Genomic DNA, 20,811 nt, shown 5'->3' with positions numbered 1-20,811 from the left:
GATGGCGCACTACATCGACACCTCCGCACTGGTGAAAATGGTTGTGACCAAGACCGAGACACCGGCGCTTCGTTCGTGGATTGCCGCCGAGCGTCCGACTTTGATCTCGTCCGACCTGACGCGGACCGAACTGCTGCGCGTGGTCAGGCGGACGCTGCCCGACCGCGTGGAGCAGGCCCGGCGCGTCCTCGACTCGATCACGTTGATGAAGGTGTCGACCGCCATCTTCGAAGCCGCAGGCCTGGTGGACCCCGACATTTTGAGGTCAAGTGATGCGCTGCATCTGGCGTCCGCGCTCGAGCTTGGCGACGATCTGGACGCGGTCGTCAGCTACGACGACCGGATGATTGATGCCGCGCGCCAGCACGGGATCGCGGTCGTGACTCCTCGCTGATGTCCAAGACCGTATTTCTCGACTTCGATGGCACCCTCGCCGATCACGGCCGGGTTCCTGCCGCACACATCGACGCCATCCAGCGTGCCCGGGGCAATGGGAATCACGTGCTGTTGTGCACGGGCCGCCCCAAATCGCTGGTGCCCAGGCTGCTGCGTGACTCGATCTTCGACGGCCTGGTGTGCGCTGCGGGCGGCTATATCGAGGTGGACGATCAGGTGCTCTGCGACATCAGATTTCCGGCCGACGTCGCCGAGCGCACGGTCGACGTGCTGAACGAGAACGATGTCACCTACGTTCTGGAGGCTCCCGAGGCAGTCTTCGGCCCGGCCGGTATGCATGGCCGCATCCGAAAACTGCTGAACGGCACGGTGTGGTCGACCAATCCTCGCGACGAATCCAGCGATCTGCTGTCGGCCCTGCATACGATGTCAGATATGGCGGACCCGTCTTTCGGAAAGGCGGTCGTGTTGGAATCTCCGACGGCGACTGTCGATGAATTGGCGGCAGAAATCGGGGATCCCGTTGCACCGATCGCTATTTCGGTGCAGGACATCACCGGGAATGCCGGCGAACTTTATTTACGTAATGTCAACAAATCTTCGGGAATTGCTCTGGTCGCGGAGCATTACGGTATTTCTCTGCCGGATATCATCGCGATCGGCGATGGCCATAATGACATCGATATGGTCGGCTATGCGGGTATCGGGGTCGCCATTCAAGGGGCGCCCGCCGAGTTACTCGTCCGGGCCCAATTGACGATCCCCGGCCCCGAGCACAACGGTCTGGTTGAAGGGTTCACCCGGCTCGGGCTGATCTGAGCATCGAGGCGGCAACGCTTCAAGCTCGTCGCGGTCGCACTCGAATCCCTGGTCGCGTCCCTCGCGAATGATGATGTCCGGGTGCATATGTTAAGCCCAACCTAAGTAGCCGGGACACCCCGCGCCCAGGTCCCGGAGGTTCTCGCTCGCGCTACAGCAGTTGCTCGCGTTGTACCACGAGCCCGAATCCACAACACGAGCGAGGGTGCCCCCGGTCGTCCACAACACAAGCCGGAGGCCGGGCCCTCAAACCAACCCCGCCTCCGATCAGAAGTGGACGATCGTCCGCGGTGAGCTCACACCTGTGGCAGTAGCCTCTCCAACCGGGCGTAGGACTGCTCCATGCCGTCGGCCATGCCGGTGCCGAGGATCATGTCACGCGCCTGTTTGTCGGGATATTCGATGACGGTGGTGACCAGCGTCGCCCCGTCTTCCTCGTGCAGCTGCAGGTCGTTGACGGTCGCCGGGCCGTCCATGCCGGTCATGCGCTCGGTGGTGACAGCGCGCACCGGGGCGTCCACCAGCAGCAGTTCACCGTCGAAACCGAACGGTTCACCCTCGGTATCGCCGACCGGCGACCATGCGTACTGGTAGCGATCACCTGCCGAGCTGGCCACGTCGCAGGTAAACATCTCCCAACCATCGGGCCCGAGCATCCATTGCCTGATCAGGTCGGGATCATTGTGCGCCCGCCAGACCAGCTCGCGCGGCCCTTCGATCAGCCGGGTGAAGCGGACGAGGGTGTCGCTCAGCAATTCGACGCGAGTGCCCTTGCCCTGTGCGTATTCGCGGAGCCCTTCCAGAACGGCATCGATCTGACCCATGGCTTGGGTGGTGCCCTCGATGACGCCCATCTCGAGAACCTGTTCGAGCGATTCGAGGGTCGGGAACTTCGACACCGCGGTCATCCGGGTGCCCTGCTCGGTCGGCTCGAAGTTCAGCTCCATCCGAGCGGCCGGGAACGCTTCCACTTCATTGCCGTTCTCGTCGGCGAAAAAGTCGAGGACGACGAACCGGGTCTCGGGCGATATTTCCAAGAACTCCCACCCGGCATACGACTTCTCGCCCTTGGGGCCGGTCATGTGGTAGAGCGAGCGTCCACCGACCGTGTGATCCCAGGTGGTGAAGGTGGCGGGCCAGGTCGGCGGCCCCCAGAACCGTTCCAGCTGGCGCGGATCGGTGTGGGCCTGCCACACCCGGTGAACCGGGTGGGCGAAATCGGCAACGATTCGGATGGTGAGATCTTCTGGACTGGTGGTGACATCGGTGACAGGCATCTCAGACTCCCTAGTGAATTGTCGGTTGGTCTTCGGCGAGCAGCGCGTCGAGTTGGTCGACGCGCGTCCTCCAGATTTCTTCGTATTGATCCAACAGCGCCCGGGCTTGGGCAATGCGGCGCGGGTCCGCCCGGATGCGGCGTTCGCGTCCGGCTGCCCGCTTGACGATGAGCTGAGCCTCTTCGAGCACGGAGACGTGCTTTTGCACCGCCGCGAATGACATCTGGTATTCGCGTGCCAGCTCGGAGACGGTGACCTCCTGGGTCATCGTCCGGCGCAGAATGTCTCGCCTCGTCGACGCAGCCAGTGCGTGGAAGAGGCGGTCCTGCTCGAATTCACTCAACTCAACATGTACAACCATTTGGTTGTATGTTACTTGACTTGAGCGCCGGACGGAACCCCCTTGTTTACCCCTCAGGAATCCTCCGTGCTTCACATCGTGTAGGTTGAGCGCCCGTGACGGGCTCCGAACCTACACACTGTCGTTTTCGCGACAGCTAGCCCGACCGACACAGCCGATTGCCCGCATGCGCCTGCCTCGGATGCAACAACCGGGCACCCTAATGCGTGGTATAAGGGGCAAACCAGGTAAGTTTGGGCGGTGACCCAAGATGAAAACCCCACGCCCGAGCCCGATCTGACCCCTGGATTCGAGGAACTCGGCATCTCCGGGCCCGTTCTTTCAGCTGTCCGGGATCTCGGCTACGAGACCCCCTCCCCCATTCAGGCCGCGACGATTCCGCCGCTGCTGGCGGGCCGCGACGTGGTCGGCCAGGCGCAGACCGGCACCGGCAAGACGGCGGCTTTCGCGCTGCCAATTCTGGAGCGCCTCGATTTCGATCAGAAGAACCCGCAGGCGCTCGTGCTCGCCCCCACCCGCGAACTGGCCTTGCAGGTGTGCGAGGCATTCGAGTCATATGCCGCCCACATGCGCGGCGTGCGCGTGCTGCCCGTCTACGGCGGGCAGGGCTACGGCGTCCAATTGTCGGCGCTGCGCCGGGGCGTCCATGTTGTAGTAGGTACGCCCGGACGCATCATGGATCACCTTGATAAGGGAACGCTCGACCTGTCGCAGTTGAAGTACCTGGTGCTCGACGAGGCCGACGAGATGCTGCAGATGGGCTTCGTCGAGGATGTCGAGACGATTCTCGCCCAGACTCCGGACGACAAGCAGTCCGCGCTGTTCTCGGCGACCATGCCCAATCAGATCCGGCGGCTCGCCCAGAAGTATCTTGATGATCCGCAAGAGATCATGATCAAGTCGAAGACGGCGACCGCGACCAATATCCACCAGCGGTATCTGGTCGTCTCGTATCAGCAGAAGGTGGACGCGCTCACCCGCATTCTCGAGGTGGAGGATTTCGAAGGCGTGATCGTCTTCGTCCGCACCAAGAACGAGACCGAGACGGTGGCCGAGAAACTGCGCGCCCGCGGCTTTTCGGCGTCCGCGATCAACGGCGACATTCCGCAGGCCGGACGCGAACGGACGATCGGTCAACTCAAGGACGGCACCCTCGACATCTTGGTGGCCACCGATGTCGCGGCCCGCGGGCTGGATGTCGACCGCATCAGTCACGTCGTCAACTTCGACATTCCGACCGACACCGAGTCGTACGTGCACCGCATCGGACGCACCGGGCGGGCCGGGCGCAGCGGCGAGGCGATCAGCTTCATGACCCCGCGCGAGCGCTACATGCTCAAGCACATCGAGAAGGCGACCCGCCAGCAGCCCGAGCAGATGCAACTGCCGAGTCTCGAAGACGTGAACACCACCCGGCTGGCGCGTTTCGATGATGCGATCACCACGGCGCTGGACGAGACCTCGCGCATCGAGGCCTTCCGCGACATCATCGACCACTACGTGCGCCACCACGATGTGCCCGAATCCGATGTGGCGGCGGCGCTGGCGGTGGTTGCTCAGGGTGAGACCCCGTTGCTGCTGGATCCGAGCAATGATCCGTTGGCCAAGGCCAATCGTAGGCAGCGCGATGACCGGGACGACCGCGGTGGACGCGACCGTGATCGTGGCCGAGGCGAGCGGGGCGATCGCCCGGGTGGCCGCCGTGACCGCGGCGATTTCACTCCGTACCGCATCGAGGTCGGACATCACCACCGGGTGAGCCCGGGCCAGATCGTCGGTGCGCTGGCGAACGAGGGTGGGCTGAATCGTCACGATTTCGGTGCGATCACCATTCGTCCGGACTTCTCGATCGTGGAGCTACCTGCCAATCTGGACCGCGCGGTGCTCGACCGGCTGCGCGACACTCAGATCGCCGGCCAGTACATCGAGATCAAGCCCGACCGCTTCGCCCAGAACCACAACAAGGGCTATCGCAAGGGTGGTGGACGCGACCGCCGCGGCGATGATCGTGGTGGCTACGGCAGCGGTTATAAGGGTGGCAAGAAGCCCTACCGCAAGCCGCGCTACTGAGACCGACGCTTGACGGCGGCGGGACAGCAGAGCGCCGCGGCTCGATCGATTCAACACATACTTCGACGGAATTCATCGTGCGCGCTTCTTCGTGAGGCTGGCGGCGCGCAGTCCGCCAATGTCGCTATCCAGCGGATCGATCGCCTTGACGGTTTGATCGAGCACGACGAGTGCGCGCAGCACCTGAGCGACGTTGCGAAAACTCACGCCCGCGTCCCCGGTCTCGATCTTCCGTAGTGTGGCGCGCGTGATGCCTGCACGCTCGGAAAGCCAGCGCCCCAGAGACGCTCGGCCAAGCAGACGAGAAGCGCACGGGCGAGGTCACTGACCTCATCTGGATAGGGCCAAGAAGTCCCGCAGCCAGGCGTCCACTTCACGCATGGTGGTGGCATCAACCTTCCCAATTCTGCCGACTAGTCGCTCCCTACTCACAGTGCGCGGCTGCTCGGTCATCGCGAATGTGGGTTTGTTCAAACTGATTTCCACGCCGCGTAGCAGTACGTGATTGGGCCAGCCTCGGTTCACCGTCGTCGCGGGCAAAATGATGGCGAGGGTATCCGCTTGCTCGAGATACAGATCGCTCGCCACGACAAGCGCGGGCCGTCGTCCGGCCTGCTCGCGGCCGCGTAGCGGATCGAGCTCGGCCCACACGATGTCGCCGCGATGAAGCTCACTCATCGATGCTGCCGTCGTCGAGAGTCACGTCCCAGGCGTGAAATTCGTCCCAATATCCCGTATCGGCACTCCGGAACGCCCGCCCGAACGCCTCCATGCGCTGCCGACGCTCGTGTGCATCAAGCAGTCGCTCGATGAGTCCCGCTGCTGTGACACCGTGTTCCTGCGCATCGCGATTGATCCGGTCACGCAGTTCTTCGCTCACCTTGATCGTTGTCGCCATGACACAATGATACCCATCGGGCTACCTCTTGGACTACCGAGATTTCTTCGGCAGACGGACGACGTCGATTGGCGGCAACAGATCGCCGACGCCTCGGAGGCGACGGCTACGCATCCGGAACCATTGCATTGCCTGTCCATCACGAAGCCAGACGCAAAGCCTCGGCTAGCTGACGGAAATAGTTGTATTTGGCCCAGGCATCGCGATCTCCGACGACATAGAGCCGGCGCTTGGCTCGGCTGGCGGCGACATTGACGAGGTTGACCGTCTCGGACGCCCACGCTTTGGCGCCGGGTTTGTCCGGATCGCCGCCCAGCACCAAGAAGACGACATCACCCTCGCGCCCTTGAGCCGTGTGAATCGTGCCCGCCGCAAGCCCTCGGTACGCGCGCTGAAGTGTCTTGAGTCTGTCGGAAACGGCTCGGAAAGGCGAGATCGCGATCACGTCGTCCATGGACACGCCCCGATGCTTAAGCTCGATAAGCTCTCGCTCCAGCCGGGCGATCTGGTTCTGCTGAAGATGTGTTCCTGGAGTCAGGGCAGGTTCATCCAGCCATTGACTGGGCTTGATCTTCGGCCCGGCGGCGACGTCGAACAGATCCGGCTTTTCGGGGCTATCTGAGCGTCCGTGTACGCCGTTGACCATGATGCCGTTGTAGGCGATCTCGTTACACAGCGTGAACATCGGGTCGTCGCAGCGGCGGTGCACCGTCAGCGGCGCACTCACCCAGACTTCCTGCTCGCCTTGGTGAAGAGTGGTGCCACATCGCGAGATCCGATCGGCGAGCGTTTGCACAGACGCTTCCGGCGGGATCCAGGTTGCCGAGGCGCCGTAGAACGTCGCGACATCACGCTGCACCTTGTGCGGGATAGTGACGATGGGCTGAAGTTGGAGCGGATCACCGACCACAACCGTCCGTTGAGAACGCCAGATCGCACCGGCGGCATATTGGGGTGATGCCTGTCCGGCCTCATCGATCAGTAGCCAGCCGATGGCCTCAGGACCGATATTGCCGAACATTCGTCCAAATGAGGCGAAGGTTGTCGAGACCATCGGCACCACAAGAAAGAAGAGCTGCCAGGCCGCCCGCAGTTTCTCTTCCTCAAGCTTGTAGGGCTCCTTCCCAGCAACGACGTCGAGGGCGGCGCGGAGTCCATCGATCATCGTGCTGGCCATGTTGGCAAGGAAGTCTTGGTGAAGTTGGAGTGCCGCAAGAAAGAGGTCGGAGCGGGCGGCGTCCAGTTCGGCATCGAGCCACGGACTGTGCAGTTCACGGGTTTCGCCTATCCAGGAGTCGTCCGGGTACGCAGGTTTGAGGTCCGCTGCGTCGGCGGCGCATCGCCCGCGGAGCTTCGCCACATCTTCCGACACTCGGGCGCGTTCCGCCTGCGTGGACGATAGGTCGCGATGGAGTCCATCCACCTGATCGCGCAGATCGTGGGCCTGCCGGTCGAGCTGCTGTCGATATTCCTCGGCCGCACGCAAACGCTCGTCCAAAGGCTGCAGGTCTTGACGCCATTCTCGGATCGCACGACCGAACGTGAAGATCGTTTCGAGGACGCCGGGTTTGATCTCTAGACACCTGTCGCGGGCAGCAGCCGCCTCTGCCGCCTCCAACTCGGCGCGCTCCAAATGCGGACGATGCTCTTCGAGCCGGGATGTGGTGGCCTGGAGGTGACTGTTGAGTTGAGCAACGTGTTCAGTGAGTCGGCGCTCGTCGTTGATGGCACGCGGCAGATCGCGCAGGCTCTGCTGAGCCTGCCGTCGTGATTCGATGAGGCGATCGACGTCTCGCTCTGCCTCGTCGAAGTCGGCAACGGCGTTCGTCCAGGTCTTGTGTGAGGCAGGGCCGTTCTTCCATTCGGTGAGGCGCGCAAGCATGCGGGGAGCAGTGCCTGGCACGCGCTCCTTCGTTCCGTCGATCGTCTTGTCGAACCAGAACGACGAGCGGAATGAGTCACGGTTACCTTTGTTGCCCAACCGGGCAGCGACCAGTCCCCAAGCCGGGCCTGCATCTGATGGGCCGCCGTCCGTGTCCTTTGCCTCTGCAAGCACAGCGGTGGCTATGTCAGCGAAGTAGTCGGCCTTCCCTTGCCATCGTTCATCGATCGCGGCGAGCGCGGGAATCTCGTCCGTCACGTTCTGCACGGCCGAATTGTTCGCGGACGCCACAACCATCTCGAATCCGGTCAGCTCGGGGCGAAGCTCAGGGACAATTCGCTCGTGTTTCCCTGAAGTCCACCTGTGTCTGGCCTCGGTGAACGCGTCCTCAGGATGAGGCAGCCTGGCCAGGCGCCGGGCACGCTCAACGACGTTGCCGGCAAGAATGTCACGCAGCATGGTCGTCTTCCCGGTACCGGGCGGGCCGTTGACCCCCATCAGACCGCGGTAAGGAGCCAAGTCGTCGAGCGCCTGGTTGACCGCGAACTGTTGTCTGAGCGCCAGACCGTACTCGGGCTTGGAGGGCCATCGTCCTTTCGGGAGGCGTTCGATGGCAACGCTTGAGTCGACCAAGGCGTGATCGGACATGACATCGCTCCGCTGCCGCGTGTCGAGCAACTCGTCGGGCGTGAGATAGGAGGCCAATGCCGCTCCGCACCCGTTGTGTCTTGCAATGCCCAAACGGACGGTGGTGAGGTCATCGAGATAGAAGCTGTTGAGGAAGTCATCATCTGGGGTGTCGCTGCCACGGAGAGCGGATACAGCTTTGGATTTGATGACGATCCGGTTGGACGCAAGGTCGGGCGTCCCGGAGACACCCGCCGCTTTATGGGCGATTTGAAGCAGGCGCAGTAACGAGGCGACAGTGTGGGCAGGAGCCGAGTCGAGGTCGTCCGCTTCGCGCCTGCGCCCCTCGAACTTGTCGACCTCAACCGCGAACTCTCTGTTGGCAGCTGGAAATCCGAGTGCCCAATCAGGGCCAACCGGTCGGCTTTCTCCGATGCGACCTACCGCCCAAAGCGCCGAAGACAACACGGCCGAGTCGGGCATCATGACTCCCCGGTTATCGACCGTCACGCTCGCGCAGGCGCTCTGCCCGCCCGGGCGCTCGTCGTAGGCGTCGGGGTCTTCGCCGAAGACTCGGTGCAAACGTTCATACGTGGCGTCCAATTCGTAGACGCCCAGATATATGGTGTGTTGCCACTTCATAGGTGTCGTGCCCACCGGCTTCGGCCGTTGAAGGACGCCCGGCTCCCACGGCAGGCGATCAGATGGCGTCCATTCGATGACCTGCTCACGTTCCGGACGTATCCACTGAGGTGTCGGTGCCGGGACCTTCTGCGGGCTGAGAAGCTCCAGCATCCACCAGTAACTCAGGATCCTTTGATAGTGATCGCTCAGCTGTGAGGGGCTCATGGTTTCATTGTGCTGGGTGGCACGGACAGAAAAAGGCATTGCAGAACGATTGGAGTATCTAGCGTAAGATCCTCCATACGCTCTGACACAGGAGATGAACCGTGGCACCGACCTTTGCAGAGGGGCAGCACCACCGTTCGGGTATCGCTGGAATCGGCTTCTGAGGTTCGAGGAGGCAACGTGATACCCGAGTTCTATTCGTCGAATCCGGCCTGGCGGGATCAGATCGAAAAAATTGTAGAGCTGCTCGGCCGCATCAGCGCCGTGGAAGAGCTTTCGGGGCGGATCCCCGAGTTGCGGCGATCCAACAGGATTGGCTCGGTGCATTCGTCGACGGCGATCGAAGGCAATCAACTGAGCCTCGCTCAGGTCACAGACCTGGCGAATGGCGAAGCGGTGTATGCCCCGCACAGAGATGTGCAAGAGGCGGAGAACGCCCTCGCCGCATATGAGCTACTCGACGAGCTCAGTCCCTGGAGCGTGACTGACATGCTTCGGGCGCACGGTCTGCTTACAGCAGGGTTGGTGGATGAATCGGGACAGTTCCGCACCGTCGACGTCGAGATCGTGGGCGCCGAAGGGAAAGTGCTGCACACCGGATCCCGAGCCACGAAAGTGCCTCGGCTCGTCACGGAGCTGTTGGAATGGGCCAAGACGAGCACCGACCATCCGCTGATCGTGTCGAGCGCGACACACTTTATGATCGAGCACATTCACCCGTTCCGCGATGGAAACGGCCGTATTGGCAGACTCTGGCAGACGCTGATTCTCAGCCGGTGGCGTCCGGTGTTCGCCTGGATGCCGACCGAGACCCTGATTCGTCAGCACCAGGCGGGGTACTACGCAGCGCTTCAAGCCTCCCGCGTGCCTGAAATTGATGCGGCACCTTTTATCGAATACATGCTTGAGGTGGTCGTCGGTTCTCTGGAGACCTACGAGAGACGTGCGCTCGCGGAGGTGTCGAATGTCGGAGTAAACGTCGGGGTAAATGTCGGAGTAAGCGAGGCGATTCTCGCCGCCCTCCGTGCGAATCCGGCTCTCAGTGCGGCTACGATCGCCACTCAACTAGGAAAAACGCCCCGGACGATTGAGCGCCATCTGCGCGACCTACGAGCGGCTGGACGCCTTCGCCGCGTTGGCCCCCCGAAGACCGGGCACTGGGTCGTCCTGGACGAGTAGGCGCGGTCCGGCCTTTCCGGCAAGCTACACCGTCACAACAACGTCGTCAGCGTGTGAACCGTCGCTCGTAGATCTTCCAGATGCTGCGCAAACTTGCTCCGTCACTCAATCGCTTCCACACGTCGAGCGCCTGCGCTCTCGAGCCTGCCACTGCTTCACAGGCGGCAGAGGGAGAGCTGACCCTCATGCCGTCTTTCAATTCCAATTGCCCATCGCCGGTGACCGTAACCCGAAACTCATCGCCCTTGTTACGTCGTTCCCAAACAAGCCTGTCGCCCGGCGACAGCAGACCTGTCGCGACGACATCAGAGAGTCGAGTGCGCCGCGACCTGGCAAGGCTCTTGCCGCCGGCCGTCTGAACCAGATCACCTTCGGGCAAAACCGTGAGATCAATGCCGTCGCTATCCCGGACGATGTCCCAGAACTCCGCAATTCGGCACACGATCTGCTGCTGACGACTTGCCAACGATTCGGGAGTCAGCTCGTCCATGCCTGAAAGGTCGGTGGCAATGGTGGACGCGAACCCGGCGCGGCCCACGACCCGCTGCCGGATCTGCTGCCACGATGCCGCGGTGTCCGGCGAACCCGGCTTCCCGCGGACCAGCGCGAGCGTCCCCAATCGTCCGCTCCATTGCTCATGTTCGATGGTGGACGCCACACCCGGGATCGCGTGTTTGGGCAGCAATTGGGCGACACCGACCTGCCTCGGCAGCAGTTCCAGCGCATCAAGTTCGGCATAGTGGGCACGCAGCAGCAGGATTCGCCGCAGCGCGCTCACCGGCAGATTCCCCTTGGCACGAAGGATTGCCCGCTGCCGGATATTGTCGGGGATCCGGAAGACCCTGGCGAGAGAATCGTCGTCATGCCCGTCGTCGGCGAGCGCGTCCTGCAGATCGCGGAGCAGCTGAACGATCCGCGTGCTTCGCTGATCCGCGGAGACACCCGCAGCCGTGTACACACCGAAAACACGTTCCAGACCGCTGAGGATCTCGTTGCGCTTGGCTTCGCTCAGCGAGTGGTTGAGCACCCACATCGCCACCGGCATCCAGTCTTCCGACGGGTACTGGCGCAGCAGATCGAGAATCCTTTCGGTCTGTGGCGAGACGTCAGAGCCGCTCTCGCTCGCCTGCATGTAGGCGAGCGCCAAGGGCGCCAGAATCTCGTCGATGAACCGCTCCGCACCGTTGTCGGAGAGATACTTGTCGAGGACGCGCTCGTTGAACTCTTCGATAAGGGTGCGTTTCGCGCTACTGCGCGTGATGAGCACGAGCAGATGCTGAAAGAACGGGTCGGGGCCACCTGAGATCGGTTCGATGCGCTGGTCCCAAAGCTCCGCGTAGGCGTCTCTATGTGTCTCGTCGATCGAGCCCAGCACTCTGGCTTTGAAAACATCGGACGCAGTCAGCGGCACACCACGGGTGTTGAGGACGCCGAAGATCCGGTGTGCACTCTCAACCCCGTCGGTCTCGACGACGACCAGGGACACCGACGTCACCACATACTGGACGAAGGACCAGGGGTCATCTGCGCTGAGAACATCGTCCAGGGCTTCGATGATCGCCTGTACGTTGTCGCGGATATTGCGTTGCCCTTGGGATGGCAGGTCGGCCGATACGAGTTCACGCAGCCCGATCACATCGTCGTTGATGATGTATTGCTCGAAGAAGGCCCGATCGAGATTCCTGACCTGAACCCTGGGCTCGGCGGCGATGGAACGGATCGAGTTCGCGGTCGTCTTCAGCAGATCCGTCAGCTCGTTCTGGCGAGCCTCGTCCTCGGTGTAGTTACGCAGCACAGCGAATAACAAGGCCAGCGTCGTCAGCCGCTGCTGGCCGTCGATCACCTCCATGGTCGAGGACTCCGGCTCACCCATCAGCACGATCGAGCCGAGAAAGAAGTCTTCGTCGCCACGCCGCCACGCGGATTTGAGGTCTTCGACGAGCTGGAACGCATCGTCGAACCTCCATACATAGGGACGTTGATAGTCCGGGATGACATATCGGCGATCGAGAGAGAACACCTTGACGAGCGTTCGCTGCTCAGCATTAATTGCCACGGCAGGTCCATTCCCCATTCACGAGCACGTGATCGGATCCCCCGCCGGCGCGCTCTCGTTCTTACCTAGCCGCTGTCGATCGAGTATCTCCGCGACTGCTCAAGCGGCCACTCATTACCGTATCGTGAACAGATCGTCGAGTTTCTGCATCCCACGGATGGCTACTCCATCAGGTCAAGATACTTGTCAGCCTGGGCTTGGAGTCGGTTACAAGGTACTCCGTTAGTTGTCGAATCGCTCGCGCCCAAAGGCGCGGTCAGAGGTCTAATCCGCGCTTGAGATGAGCCATCAGTTGCTTGGTTCGACGTTTACGTCCGAAAGTCTGGAGCGCTGCGGATTCGAGTTCAACTTGGCCAATGTCCGGTCGGGTAGCACGGAGGAACTTTGCGGCGTTCGATATCTCTACTGGACTTATCAGCAAGAACGATCGTTCGCAGGTCGAGTCATTAGGTCGGAATTCGGTCCACGTACCTCGATCGATCGCACTTGGCCAAACGAATTTGTCCCTATCTATGACGAGATCGGTTTGCCTGATTTGGTAGGTGATTTTGTCCATGCGTTTAGGGGCGACGCGGTGCATTCCGAACGATTGAGCGACAAGATTCGCAAGTCGTTCGATATGGATCGGGCCTTCAAACTCGGTGATTTCGATTGCCGCAGCGCGGACCTTCTCTTTGGCTGCCTTTTTTGGGAGAGCGTCGAGCACGCTTTTGTCGCCGACCTTGACGATTTCCCATGGCGAGAACTCTGCTCGACCATTTCCGATGAGCGGCGTGGCCGCCGAATCTGAGCGCACCATCATGGAAGGATCGGGCGACACTAGTTCTTCTTCCCCTGCGCCTTCCGTGTCCTCAAGAGGCTCTTCGACGTCTGCATCATCGACCTCTGCTTTATCAAGGACAGTTGTGGTGGCGACGCCTTCGGCGGCCGCGGCAGCAGCCAGCGCCTCAAGGCGGGGATCTTCAAGCTGCACGAGCCCGGCATGATCGTCGAAACAGTGCAGGAGCCGAGCGGAGAAGTCATACGCCCGCCACGCATCGAGCGCTGTGAACTCGTCGTTATGTGCCCAGCGATTCCGCATAATGCGCAGCTCGCTACCGAGTGTGGAAACAGTCCGGTTACTGTCTCTCTCGAAAGGGTACCCGAGCCCACCCAGCTTTTCCGTTAGCATCCGAAGCTGCGCCTGCAGATCAGAGGATGAGTATGTCTTAGGGTTATAGCCTCGCACGTGATCAAGCTGCTCCAGCACTGCGGTCCACGGGAGTCCGCCAAGTTCTTCTCGCAAGCGCTTGGCAATAATCGGATCGAGTCGGCCTGACAGTAAGGTGAACGCAGTCTGGACGGAGTGGTTCGGATTGGATTCTGTGGTCACGCTATGCCTACCCCGTGATACGCGCTCAGAGTACGGCGTGGATACCTATCAAAGCGTCGGCGATTTATCATCATTCGTGCTTTCTTATGCGGTTACGAGCTGCATCAGCTCGGTGTAATCGGTAACGACGTTGTACGTGACGTCGCCGTCGTTCTTCTTGTTGAGGGACGCGAAGAACTTGCGAGCGCATTCGATCTTCGCATCCTCCATGCCCTTCAATTGGAGGGTTGAGAGTGAGCCCTTGGTCTCCGCGACGAAGTAGACGTGCTTGACGCTGCCTTCCTTGAACGCGATCGCCCAGTCTGGGTTGTAGTCCCCGACCGGAGTCGGGATGAAGAACCCACGTGGGAGCTTCGCGTACACGGCGACCTCGGTGCTGGTGTCCAGCTCGTTGACGAAAGCACGCTCGATCTTGGAGTCAGTCACGACATAGTCGTAGATGTGCTTCGTGAGCTTGTCACCGGCGTGGGTGAGGTCTTGCTTGGTCTGGTTCTCCGTGAAGATGGCCGAGTCGAAGCTCTCGTCCAGAGCGTCGTACGCGAGGTGTTCCACGATGACGGTGGCCTTCTGCTCGTTGATCAGCCGCGCAGACTCGGTGATGAACTGCTCCGGGTTCAGTCTGAACTTCCCGAACGTGTCCGGTCGGACGCCCTTGAGGATCGCGGCGACCGTACGGCGGGTCAGCTTCGTCTTTTCGGCAATCTCACCCAGCAGGTCGTATTTCACCTGGGAGCCAGCCGTCTCCGTCTCGGTTACGGTCTCCGTGGTGGATACCGCGAATCCCGAGCCCTTCGACAGGTCGTCAGCTTCCAGCTCATCGCGTTGCTTACCTGATTGGATGACGTACTGCATGGATGCAACGTTGAGGTGCTTGTCCATGTGGTCTATGGCCTTGCGGATCAGTTCGTCTGAGTCGAACTCGACTTGGTAGACCGCTTTGTGGTTGATCCGACCCCACAGGCTCTGGAACTCCTTGCGCGCGAAGTTTGCCTCGTTGAGGGGAACCTTCTTCGGTTTACGGTCATCGGTGGGCTTCGGCACGTCGATGTACAGCGAGTCCACGAGGGGCCAAATGAAGTCCACCACTGGCAATAAGACCTCGGACGTTGGGACGGCGAGCGTCCCTTCAGCCTTGGCTTCCTCGTAGACGGTGGTGATCAGATGATTGTCGTCAATATATGCATTTATGAGTAGATAGTCATAAATAGCATTGGCCAATTGTTCTTCGATTATCGACTCGCCTGCGGTGGTTTGGATCGTCTTGCCCTTGAAGAAGTCGATGCTCGCCTTGCGTGGGCGGGCGGCCAGAGAGTCGGAGATTTCCTTCTGGAGTCCGTCAACGAAGTCCGTGTAGGACTCGTCGGTCACGACGGTCAGCTCATTGATGTCATGGACGCTGGCGCCAACAGTCGCTTCATCCATGCGCTCGCCCCGCTGGTCCACAGCCAGTCGTAGTCCGCGTCCGACCTCTTGACGGCGGGACACCGTGTTGTCACTCTTCTTCAGCATGCCCATAACGAACACGTTCGGGTTGTCCCACCCCTCGCGAAGCGCTGAGTGAGAGAAGATAAACCGTACCGGCTCATCAAAGGAGAGAAGCCGTTCCTTTTTCTTAAGGATAAGATCATAGGCCTCAAAATCGGTGGACTGGCCTTTGTCATCCCCACGGGCGGAGACCCTGCCGTCAATTTGGTGTTTGGTCTTCTTGTCAATCGAGAAGTAGCCCTGATGAATCTTGCGGACCTCGTCGCGGCGCAGGTAGGACTGGTAAGCGGCGGTCGCGTCGTTGAGGACTAGCTCGCCAAGGACCTCGTCGCGGATCAGCGTGTATTCCTCCTCGAATATGCGCGCGTATTCGCCGAGCGTGTCCTCTCGGGAGTAGTCGCGGTACTTCGCCACCTCGTCGATAAAGAACAAGGACAGTACCTTGATGCCTTGGTTGAACAGTTCACGTTCCTTGTCCAGATGGGCGCGGATGACCTCCCGGATCTGGATGCGGCGCTTGGTGTCCTCCGTGACGTCACGATCCGCGAGCTGACCGGCGAACACGACGTCCCCATTGCTCAGCTCGATGACATCACGGCTGGCATCAATATCGATGACGACGAGGGACTTGCCGTGGGCCCGGTAGGCCTCCAGCCCGTTGGAGAGGTCATGGAGGTTAGTGCCCTTCTCCACGCGCTTGACCTGACGCTTGATCCCCGTCTTGGTATGGACCTCGATCTCCACCCGAGCACGAGGCAACACGCCCTTCGCGATCTCGATTGCCTCAAGGTACAGGTAGGCCGTGGACCCAGCCAAACCTTTCACGGTGATGCCTCGGACTGCGATCTTCTTAACCAGCTTCTGGTTGTAAGCGTCCAGTGCGTCGAGGCGATGCACTTTGGTGTGCTCTACCTTGTGGGTTGCTGAGTATCGCAGCATCATCAGCGCGTTGAAGTTCGACAGAGCCTTGAGGGACTTCTCCGCGCCGATTTTCTGCGGCTCATCGATGATCACGATCGGCCGGTTCGCCGCGATCACATCGATCGGCTTACGGGACTGGAAATCATCCAGAACGTCGTAGATTCGGCGATTGTCCTTACCCGTTGCGTTGAACGCCTGGATATTAATGATCATCACCTGCACCCCCGCATCCGAGCTGAACCGCTCCAGTTCATGTAGTTGCGAAGAGTTGTAGACGAACGTTCGAGGCTTGGTATGGAAGTCGTGCTGGAAGTGGTCTGCTGTGACGTCAAAGGACTTCTTGACGCCCTCCCGGATCGCAATTGACGGCACGACGATGATGTATTTCGACCAGCCGTACCGCTTGTGAAGCTCCATGATCGTCTTGATGTAGACGTAGGTCTTCCCTGTACCGGTCTCCATCTCCACGTCCAGGTTAGGTGCATGTGGGGCAGCTTTGCTGTCCTTCAACACAGAAGAGAACGGCAGGTTCCGCGTCTGCTGCACCTTGTTCACATTCCCCAAGAGCTGAGCATCAGACAACGCAATTTCAGCATTGCGCAAACCCGAATCCGAGTACAGCGGGGCCATACCCGCTTGAGGTCTTCCCGGGTCGACACGATACGAAATGCCGTCATGCTTTGGCTGGCCTTCAAAGACCTCGACCACCGAATCAACAGCATCTGTCTGGTACTGCTGAACCTTAAACTGAAGCTTCATCGTGATCAGATTGCCTTCACTTCTGTGGAGGGAGATATCTCACGGAAGATCTGCTCGGCATTGATCCGTGCAGAGTCTGACGGAAACGCATCATCCCGGAACACTGCGCGCATTGGCCGGAGGCGTGCCATCTCTTGGACAATACTTGGCGTAATCGATTCACTAAGGCATGCAACAAGTGCCCCGTCCTCGACATTGAAGATCTCATGACCTGAGACTGTCTGTGCGTCAACCCTCATCGTGAGTTCAAGGCCCCAGTCCAGAAGAACTTGAAATAGCAAATCTTCGCTCGACCGGCCACTCTTGATGCTTGACTCAAGCTGACCTAGGTCGAGTTGGTTTGTCTTGTCAGGTTCCTGAGCGACGTCCGTCATACTCGTTGTGCCGATCAGCAGTGCGCGAAAACCTTGATCCTGACCCTCAGCATTCGAACCCCCCTTGAGAACCGACGCCACCTTTCTAATTCGCTCTCTCGTGATGGCCGATATTGTTCGGTACCCTTGTCGATTCGCAACCGAACGGGTGTCAGTGGACTCAGGCAGCTGGACCATAAGGAATCGTCGGTGAGAGCCGGTTTCCGCATTTAGTTCCAGCACGGCCTGGGCCATGCTTCCTGATCCGGCAAAGAAATCTAAAACGATCGAATCATCTGTTGTCGAGTGTTCAAGTATCCGTTTCATGAGTTTGACTGGTTTGGGATTGTCGAAAACCTTGGCGCCGAACAGGTCTGCCAAGTCCTTCGTTCCCTCATCTGTGTTTCCGGCGTAGTCATGGGTCCACAGGTTGATCGGTGTGAGTCCTCTGGCCTCGCTAAGGAACATCTTTATTGAGGGAATCGGAGCAGTGCCGTCTGATCCCCAGTACAAGAGGCCCTCTCGCTGAAGTCGATCAAATTCTTGTTTTGAACGGCGCCATGCGTTACTCGTGGGTTGGGTGACGTTTCCAGTATTCGGATTCAGGATTGGGTATGCGAGATTTGGTCGCTGCGCTGGTGTAGCAGGGTTTAGGAACGATGCCCCCTTCCAGGGGCCTCTCGGATCACGGTCGGGATTAGTGTAGCGGTCGTCAGCTTCTCCGGTGCGCGGCAATAGATTGACCTTAAACTTGTCAGAACGCGCGAAGACAATTATGTGCTCGACGACGGTCGTGAAATCTTGCGTATTGTTACTTCTGGTGTACCGCTTCTGCCACGAAATATCGGCCCTGAAGTTCTGAGCGCCAAAAATCTCGTCAAGGAGCCGTCGAAGGTTCGCTGCCTCACCGTCATCGATGGAGACGAATATTGCGCCGTCGTCGGCCAAGAGATTTCTGGCGAGCTTTAGCCGGGGAAACATCATGCTCAGCCACTCAGAATGGAATCGACCGTTTGATTCTGGGTTGGCGACGAGGCGATACCCGGAGCTTGAAGTTTGACCAGATCGCTCAAGATACACCTCGCGAGACTCGGCATAGTCATCTGAATATACGAAGTCGTTACCCGTGTTGTAAGGAGGGTCGATATAAATCAGTTTGATCTTGCCGAGGTAGGGCTCCTGAAGAAGCTTAAGCGCGTCGAGGTTGTCGCCTTCGATGAAGAGGTTCTTCGTCGTGTCGAAGTCGACGGACTCCTCACGGACCGGACGTAGCGTCTTGGCGATAGGAGCGTTGGCTGCGAACGCCGCTGTGCGCTTGCCGGGCCAGTCGAGTCGGTATCGCTCTTGGGGGCCCTCGACGATGTGGTCGGAGAGTTCTTGTCGGAGGAGATCGAAGTCGACTGCACGCTGTGGGTTGCCGTCAGGGTCGAGGGTCTCGGTGATGACGGTTGGGAATAGTTCGGCGAGCTTGTCGATGTTCGCCTCGGTGAGGTCAGGCGATGTCATGCGCAGTTTCTCAATCATGCTGCACCACCAAACGGCGAGCAGAATGACTTGTTTGACTGCTGTACCGCGACGTCGTTCCGTTGCCACAGTGTGCATCTACAGTGCCTTGACCTCGCTCGATGGCGATTTCTCGCGGAAGATTTGCTCGACGTTGATGCGTTCTGCATCGTCCGCGAAGTCCTCGTCGAGGAAGACTGCGCGTACCGGGTGTTGTTCCGCGATAGCCGCGGCAGCCCGAGAGAGAGAGAGAGAGAGAGAGAGAGAGAGAGGAATTGCGTGCGTCACGCGGGTGCATGCAGAGGATCAATGCGCCCTCCTCAACGTTGTAGATGTCGAAGCCATCGGTGTACTCCTTTCGGATGGGCATCGTAAGTTCAAGACCCCAGTCGAGCAGAACTTGGAAGAGGAGGTCTTCGCCAGACCGACCGCTCTTGATGCTGGGCTCAAGTTCATCAAGCGCGAGTTGGTCAGTCTTGTCAGGTTCTCGGGTGACGCTGGTCATGTTGGTGGTGTCGATCTTCACTAGGCGGTACCCAAGATCGAGCGGGTTCAACTCCGCACAGAGTTCTGTGGCCACGTTCTTGAGACGTTCAAGACTCATTCCGAGGATGGAATCGAACGTCGGCTCGGGCTTATCCAGTGGTTCTTGGATCTGGACAGCGATGTATCGACGGTTTCCGCCGTCGATAGAGTTCTGGACCATTACCGCGTGCGGTGTCGTCCCACTTCCGCTGAAGAAGTCGAGGACGACGTCGCTGTCGTTCGGGTTGGTGGCGAGCTGGAGAATGCGCTGGATGAGCTGAACAGGTTTGACCGAGTTGAGCACGTTCTCCGTGTGCTCGAATGGCACGTATTTCAACAGCGTCTTCTTAGCATCCTGGGTATGACCGACCTCCGAGTATGGCCAGAAGGTCTGGGGAGTGCGTCCGTCAGAGACTTCGGACAAAAACCGTTTGACTGCCGGAGTATTTGAGCCATCGCTGCCCCACCAGATCCGATCATCAGCGTCTAGTTGCTTGAATTTTTCCTCACTGAATCTCCAATAGCTTCCACGAGGCGGCCCAGGTATCACGCGGCCAGATGGTGTCGTGATCGAGTACACGCCTGCGTCGTAGCGGTTGCGGGCCGCGAGGTCGCTTGACTTCCAGGGCCCGCGAGAGTCACGGTCGGGGTTCTTGTATCGAGCTTCCATCTCGGGGGTGCGCGGCAACTTGTTGGGACGCCATTCCTGTTTGTCCCGTGCGTAGCAGACGATGTAGTCGTGATCCTCGGAAAACCACTGGGCGGAATTCTTGGGTGAGTAGACCTTCTGCCAAATGATCTGGGCAACGAAGTTCTGTGCGCCGAAAACCTCGTCGCAAAGCTCGCGAAGGTTGTCGATCTCATGATCGTCAATTGAGATGAAGATGACGCCATCCTCCTTGAGGAGGTTGCGTGCAAGCTTGAGGCGGGGATACATCATGCTCAGCCAGTCGGAGTGGTAGCGACCGTTGGCATCACTGTTCGCCACCAGACGCGCTCCCTCGTCATCAACCTGGCCAGAACGCTCAAGGAACGAAGCGGTTGATTCGGCGAAGTCGTCGTCGTAGATGAAGTCACGACCCGTGTTGTACGGCGGGTCAATGTAGATGAGTTTCACTTTACCGAGATAGGACCCCTGGAGAAGCTTGAGCGCGTCGAGATTGTCGCCCTCGATGAAGAGGTTCTTGGTGGCGTCGAAGTCGACGGACTCCTCACGTACGGGGCGGAGGGTCTTGGCGATCGGTGCGTTGGCCGCGAAGGCGGCTGCGCGTTTCCCGGGCCAGTCGAGTCGGTACCGCTCCTGGGGGCCCTCGACGACGTGGCTAGAGAGTTCCTGGCGTAGGAGGTCGAAGTCGACGGACCGTTGTGGGTTGCCGTCGGCGTCGAGGGTCTCGGTGACAACGGTTGGGAACAGCTTGGCGAGCTTGTCAATGTTCGCCTCGGTGAGGTCGGGCGATGTCATGCGCAGTTTCTCCATGG

Annotated in this window: 15 protein-coding genes; 4 read left to right on the top strand and 11 right to left on the bottom strand. The window is 59.9% G+C overall.

Going from position 1 to position 20,811, the window contains the following annotated elements; all coding sequences use genetic code 11:
• Position 1: 1 nt before the first annotated feature.
• Together QQ658_RS00930 and QQ658_RS00925 are read left to right on the top strand one after the other, a co-directional pair.
• The gene (locus tag QQ658_RS00930; RefSeq protein WP_286025819.1) at positions 2-394 is read left to right on the top strand and encodes a type II toxin-antitoxin system VapC family toxin; all 393 of its coding nucleotides are present in this window, start codon (positions 2-4) and stop codon (positions 392-394) included.
• Positions 394-1,215: an HAD hydrolase family protein gene (locus QQ658_RS00925; protein ID WP_286025818.1), complete on the top strand. Its 822-nt coding sequence runs from the start codon at positions 394-396 to the stop codon at positions 1,213-1,215. The genes QQ658_RS00930 and QQ658_RS00925 overlap by 1 nt, the downstream gene beginning before the upstream one ends.
• A gap of 296 nt (positions 1,216-1,511) precedes the next feature.
• Here the strand turns inward: QQ658_RS00925 and QQ658_RS00920 are convergent, their stop codons facing one another.
• Together QQ658_RS00920 and QQ658_RS00915 are read right to left on the bottom strand one after the other, a co-directional pair.
• Positions 1,512-2,492 carry an SRPBCC family protein gene (locus QQ658_RS00920; protein WP_286025817.1) on the bottom strand — a complete coding sequence of 327 codons (981 nt, stop codon included), beginning with the start codon at positions 2,490-2,492 and terminating at the stop codon, positions 1,512-1,514.
• A gap of 10 nt (positions 2,493-2,502) precedes the next feature.
• Positions 2,503-2,853, bottom strand: a complete 351-nt coding sequence (locus tag QQ658_RS00915) for an ArsR/SmtB family transcription factor (protein ID WP_286025816.1) — start codon at positions 2,851-2,853, stop codon at positions 2,503-2,505.
• 240 nt (positions 2,854-3,093) lie between these two features.
• On the opposite strand from QQ658_RS00915, the gene QQ658_RS00910 reads away from it, so the two are divergent.
• Positions 3,094-4,923, top strand: coding sequence for a DEAD/DEAH box helicase (locus QQ658_RS00910; RefSeq protein ID WP_286025815.1), 1,830 nt, complete (start codon positions 3,094-3,096; stop codon positions 4,921-4,923).
• Between the two features lie 72 nt (positions 4,924-4,995).
• Here QQ658_RS00910 and QQ658_RS15310 read toward each other — a convergent pair whose 3' ends face one another.
• The 4 genes from QQ658_RS15310 to QQ658_RS00890 all read right to left on the bottom strand — a co-directional run bounded on the left by QQ658_RS15310 (position 4,996) and on the right by QQ658_RS00890 (position 9,179).
• Complete coding sequence (locus QQ658_RS15310; protein WP_353057968.1) at positions 4,996-5,205, bottom strand: helix-turn-helix domain-containing protein; 210 nt, start codon at positions 5,203-5,205, stop codon at positions 4,996-4,998.
• Positions 5,206-5,253: 48 nt separating this feature from the next.
• Entirely contained in the window at positions 5,254-5,601 is a 348-nt protein-coding gene (locus tag QQ658_RS00900) for a type II toxin-antitoxin system PemK/MazF family toxin (protein ID WP_286025813.1), read from the bottom strand.
• Positions 5,594-5,821, bottom strand: a complete 228-nt coding sequence (locus QQ658_RS00895) for a ribbon-helix-helix protein (RefSeq protein ID WP_286025812.1) — start codon at positions 5,819-5,821, stop codon at positions 5,594-5,596. Before QQ658_RS00895 ends, QQ658_RS00900 begins: the two co-directional genes overlap by 8 nt.
• A gap of 139 nt (positions 5,822-5,960) precedes the next feature.
• Positions 5,961-9,179, bottom strand: coding sequence for a DEAD/DEAH box helicase (locus QQ658_RS00890; RefSeq protein WP_286025811.1), 3,219 nt, complete (start codon positions 9,177-9,179; stop codon positions 5,961-5,963).
• A gap of 180 nt (positions 9,180-9,359) precedes the next feature.
• Here QQ658_RS00890 and QQ658_RS00885 point away from each other — a divergent pair, with 180 nt between their 5' ends.
• Positions 9,360-10,358: a Fic family protein gene (locus QQ658_RS00885; protein WP_286025810.1), complete on the top strand. Its 999-nt coding sequence runs from the start codon at positions 9,360-9,362 to the stop codon at positions 10,356-10,358.
• A 46-nt stretch (positions 10,359-10,404) separates the two neighbouring features.
• Here QQ658_RS00885 and QQ658_RS00880 read toward each other — a convergent pair whose 3' ends face one another.
• The 5 genes from QQ658_RS00880 to QQ658_RS00860 all read right to left on the bottom strand — a co-directional run bounded on the left by QQ658_RS00880 (position 10,405) and on the right by QQ658_RS00860 (position 20,809).
• Positions 10,405-12,414, bottom strand: a complete 2,010-nt coding sequence (locus QQ658_RS00880; RefSeq protein WP_286025809.1) for a GmrSD restriction endonuclease domain-containing protein — start codon at positions 12,412-12,414, stop codon at positions 10,405-10,407.
• Positions 12,415-12,670: 256 nt separating this feature from the next.
• Positions 12,671-13,786 carry a DUF3320 domain-containing protein gene (locus QQ658_RS00875; RefSeq protein WP_286025808.1) on the bottom strand — a complete coding sequence of 372 codons (1,116 nt, stop codon included), beginning with the start codon at positions 13,784-13,786 and terminating at the stop codon, positions 12,671-12,673.
• 84 nt (positions 13,787-13,870) lie between these two features.
• Entirely contained in the window at positions 13,871-16,951 is a 3,081-nt protein-coding gene (locus tag QQ658_RS00870; protein ID WP_286025807.1) for a type III restriction-modification system endonuclease, read from the bottom strand.
• 5 nt (positions 16,952-16,956) lie between these two features.
• Positions 16,957-18,828, bottom strand: coding sequence for a site-specific DNA-methyltransferase (locus QQ658_RS00865; RefSeq protein ID WP_286025806.1), 1,872 nt, complete (start codon positions 18,826-18,828; stop codon positions 16,957-16,959).
• Positions 18,821-20,809 carry a site-specific DNA-methyltransferase gene (locus QQ658_RS00860; RefSeq protein WP_286025805.1) on the bottom strand — a complete coding sequence of 663 codons (1,989 nt, stop codon included), beginning with the start codon at positions 20,807-20,809 and terminating at the stop codon, positions 18,821-18,823. The genes QQ658_RS00865 and QQ658_RS00860 overlap by 8 nt, the downstream gene beginning before the upstream one ends.
• Positions 20,810-20,811 lie beyond the last annotated feature (2 nt).

This window comes from Propionimicrobium sp. PCR01-08-3 (assembly GCF_030286045.1).
Lineage (GTDB): Bacteria > Actinomycetota > Actinomycetes > Propionibacteriales > Propionibacteriaceae > Brooklawnia.
This window is presented reverse-complemented; position numbering and strand designations above follow the sequence as displayed.

Coding starts and splice junctions, on each gene's coding strand:
- QQ658_RS00930 (WP_286025819.1), top strand. CDS start 2: ATGGCGCACTACATCGACACCTCCGCACTGGTGAAAATGGTTGTGACC.
- QQ658_RS00925 (WP_286025818.1), top strand. CDS start 394: ATGTCCAAGACCGTATTTCTCGACTTCGATGGCACCCTCGCCGATCAC.
- QQ658_RS00920 (WP_286025817.1), bottom strand. CDS start 2,492: ATGCCTGTCACCGATGTCACCACCAGTCCAGAAGATCTCACCATCCGA.
- QQ658_RS00915 (WP_286025816.1), bottom strand. CDS start 2,853: ATGGTTGTACATGTTGAGTTGAGTGAATTCGAGCAGGACCGCCTCTTC.
- QQ658_RS00900 (WP_286025813.1), bottom strand. CDS start 5,601: ATGAGTGAGCTTCATCGCGGCGACATCGTGTGGGCCGAGCTCGATCCG.
- QQ658_RS00895 (WP_286025812.1), bottom strand. CDS start 5,821: ATGGCGACAACGATCAAGGTGAGCGAAGAACTGCGTGACCGGATCAAT.
- QQ658_RS00890 (WP_286025811.1), bottom strand. CDS start 9,179: ATGAGCCCCTCACAGCTGAGCGATCACTATCAAAGGATCCTGAGTTAC.
- QQ658_RS00870 (WP_286025807.1), bottom strand. CDS start 16,951: ATGAAGCTTCAGTTTAAGGTTCAGCAGTACCAGACAGATGCTGTTGAT.
- QQ658_RS00865 (WP_286025806.1), bottom strand. CDS start 18,828: ATGATTGAGAAACTGCGCATGACATCGCCTGACCTCACCGAGGCGAAC.
- QQ658_RS00860 (WP_286025805.1), bottom strand. CDS start 20,809: ATGGAGAAACTGCGCATGACATCGCCCGACCTCACCGAGGCGAACATT.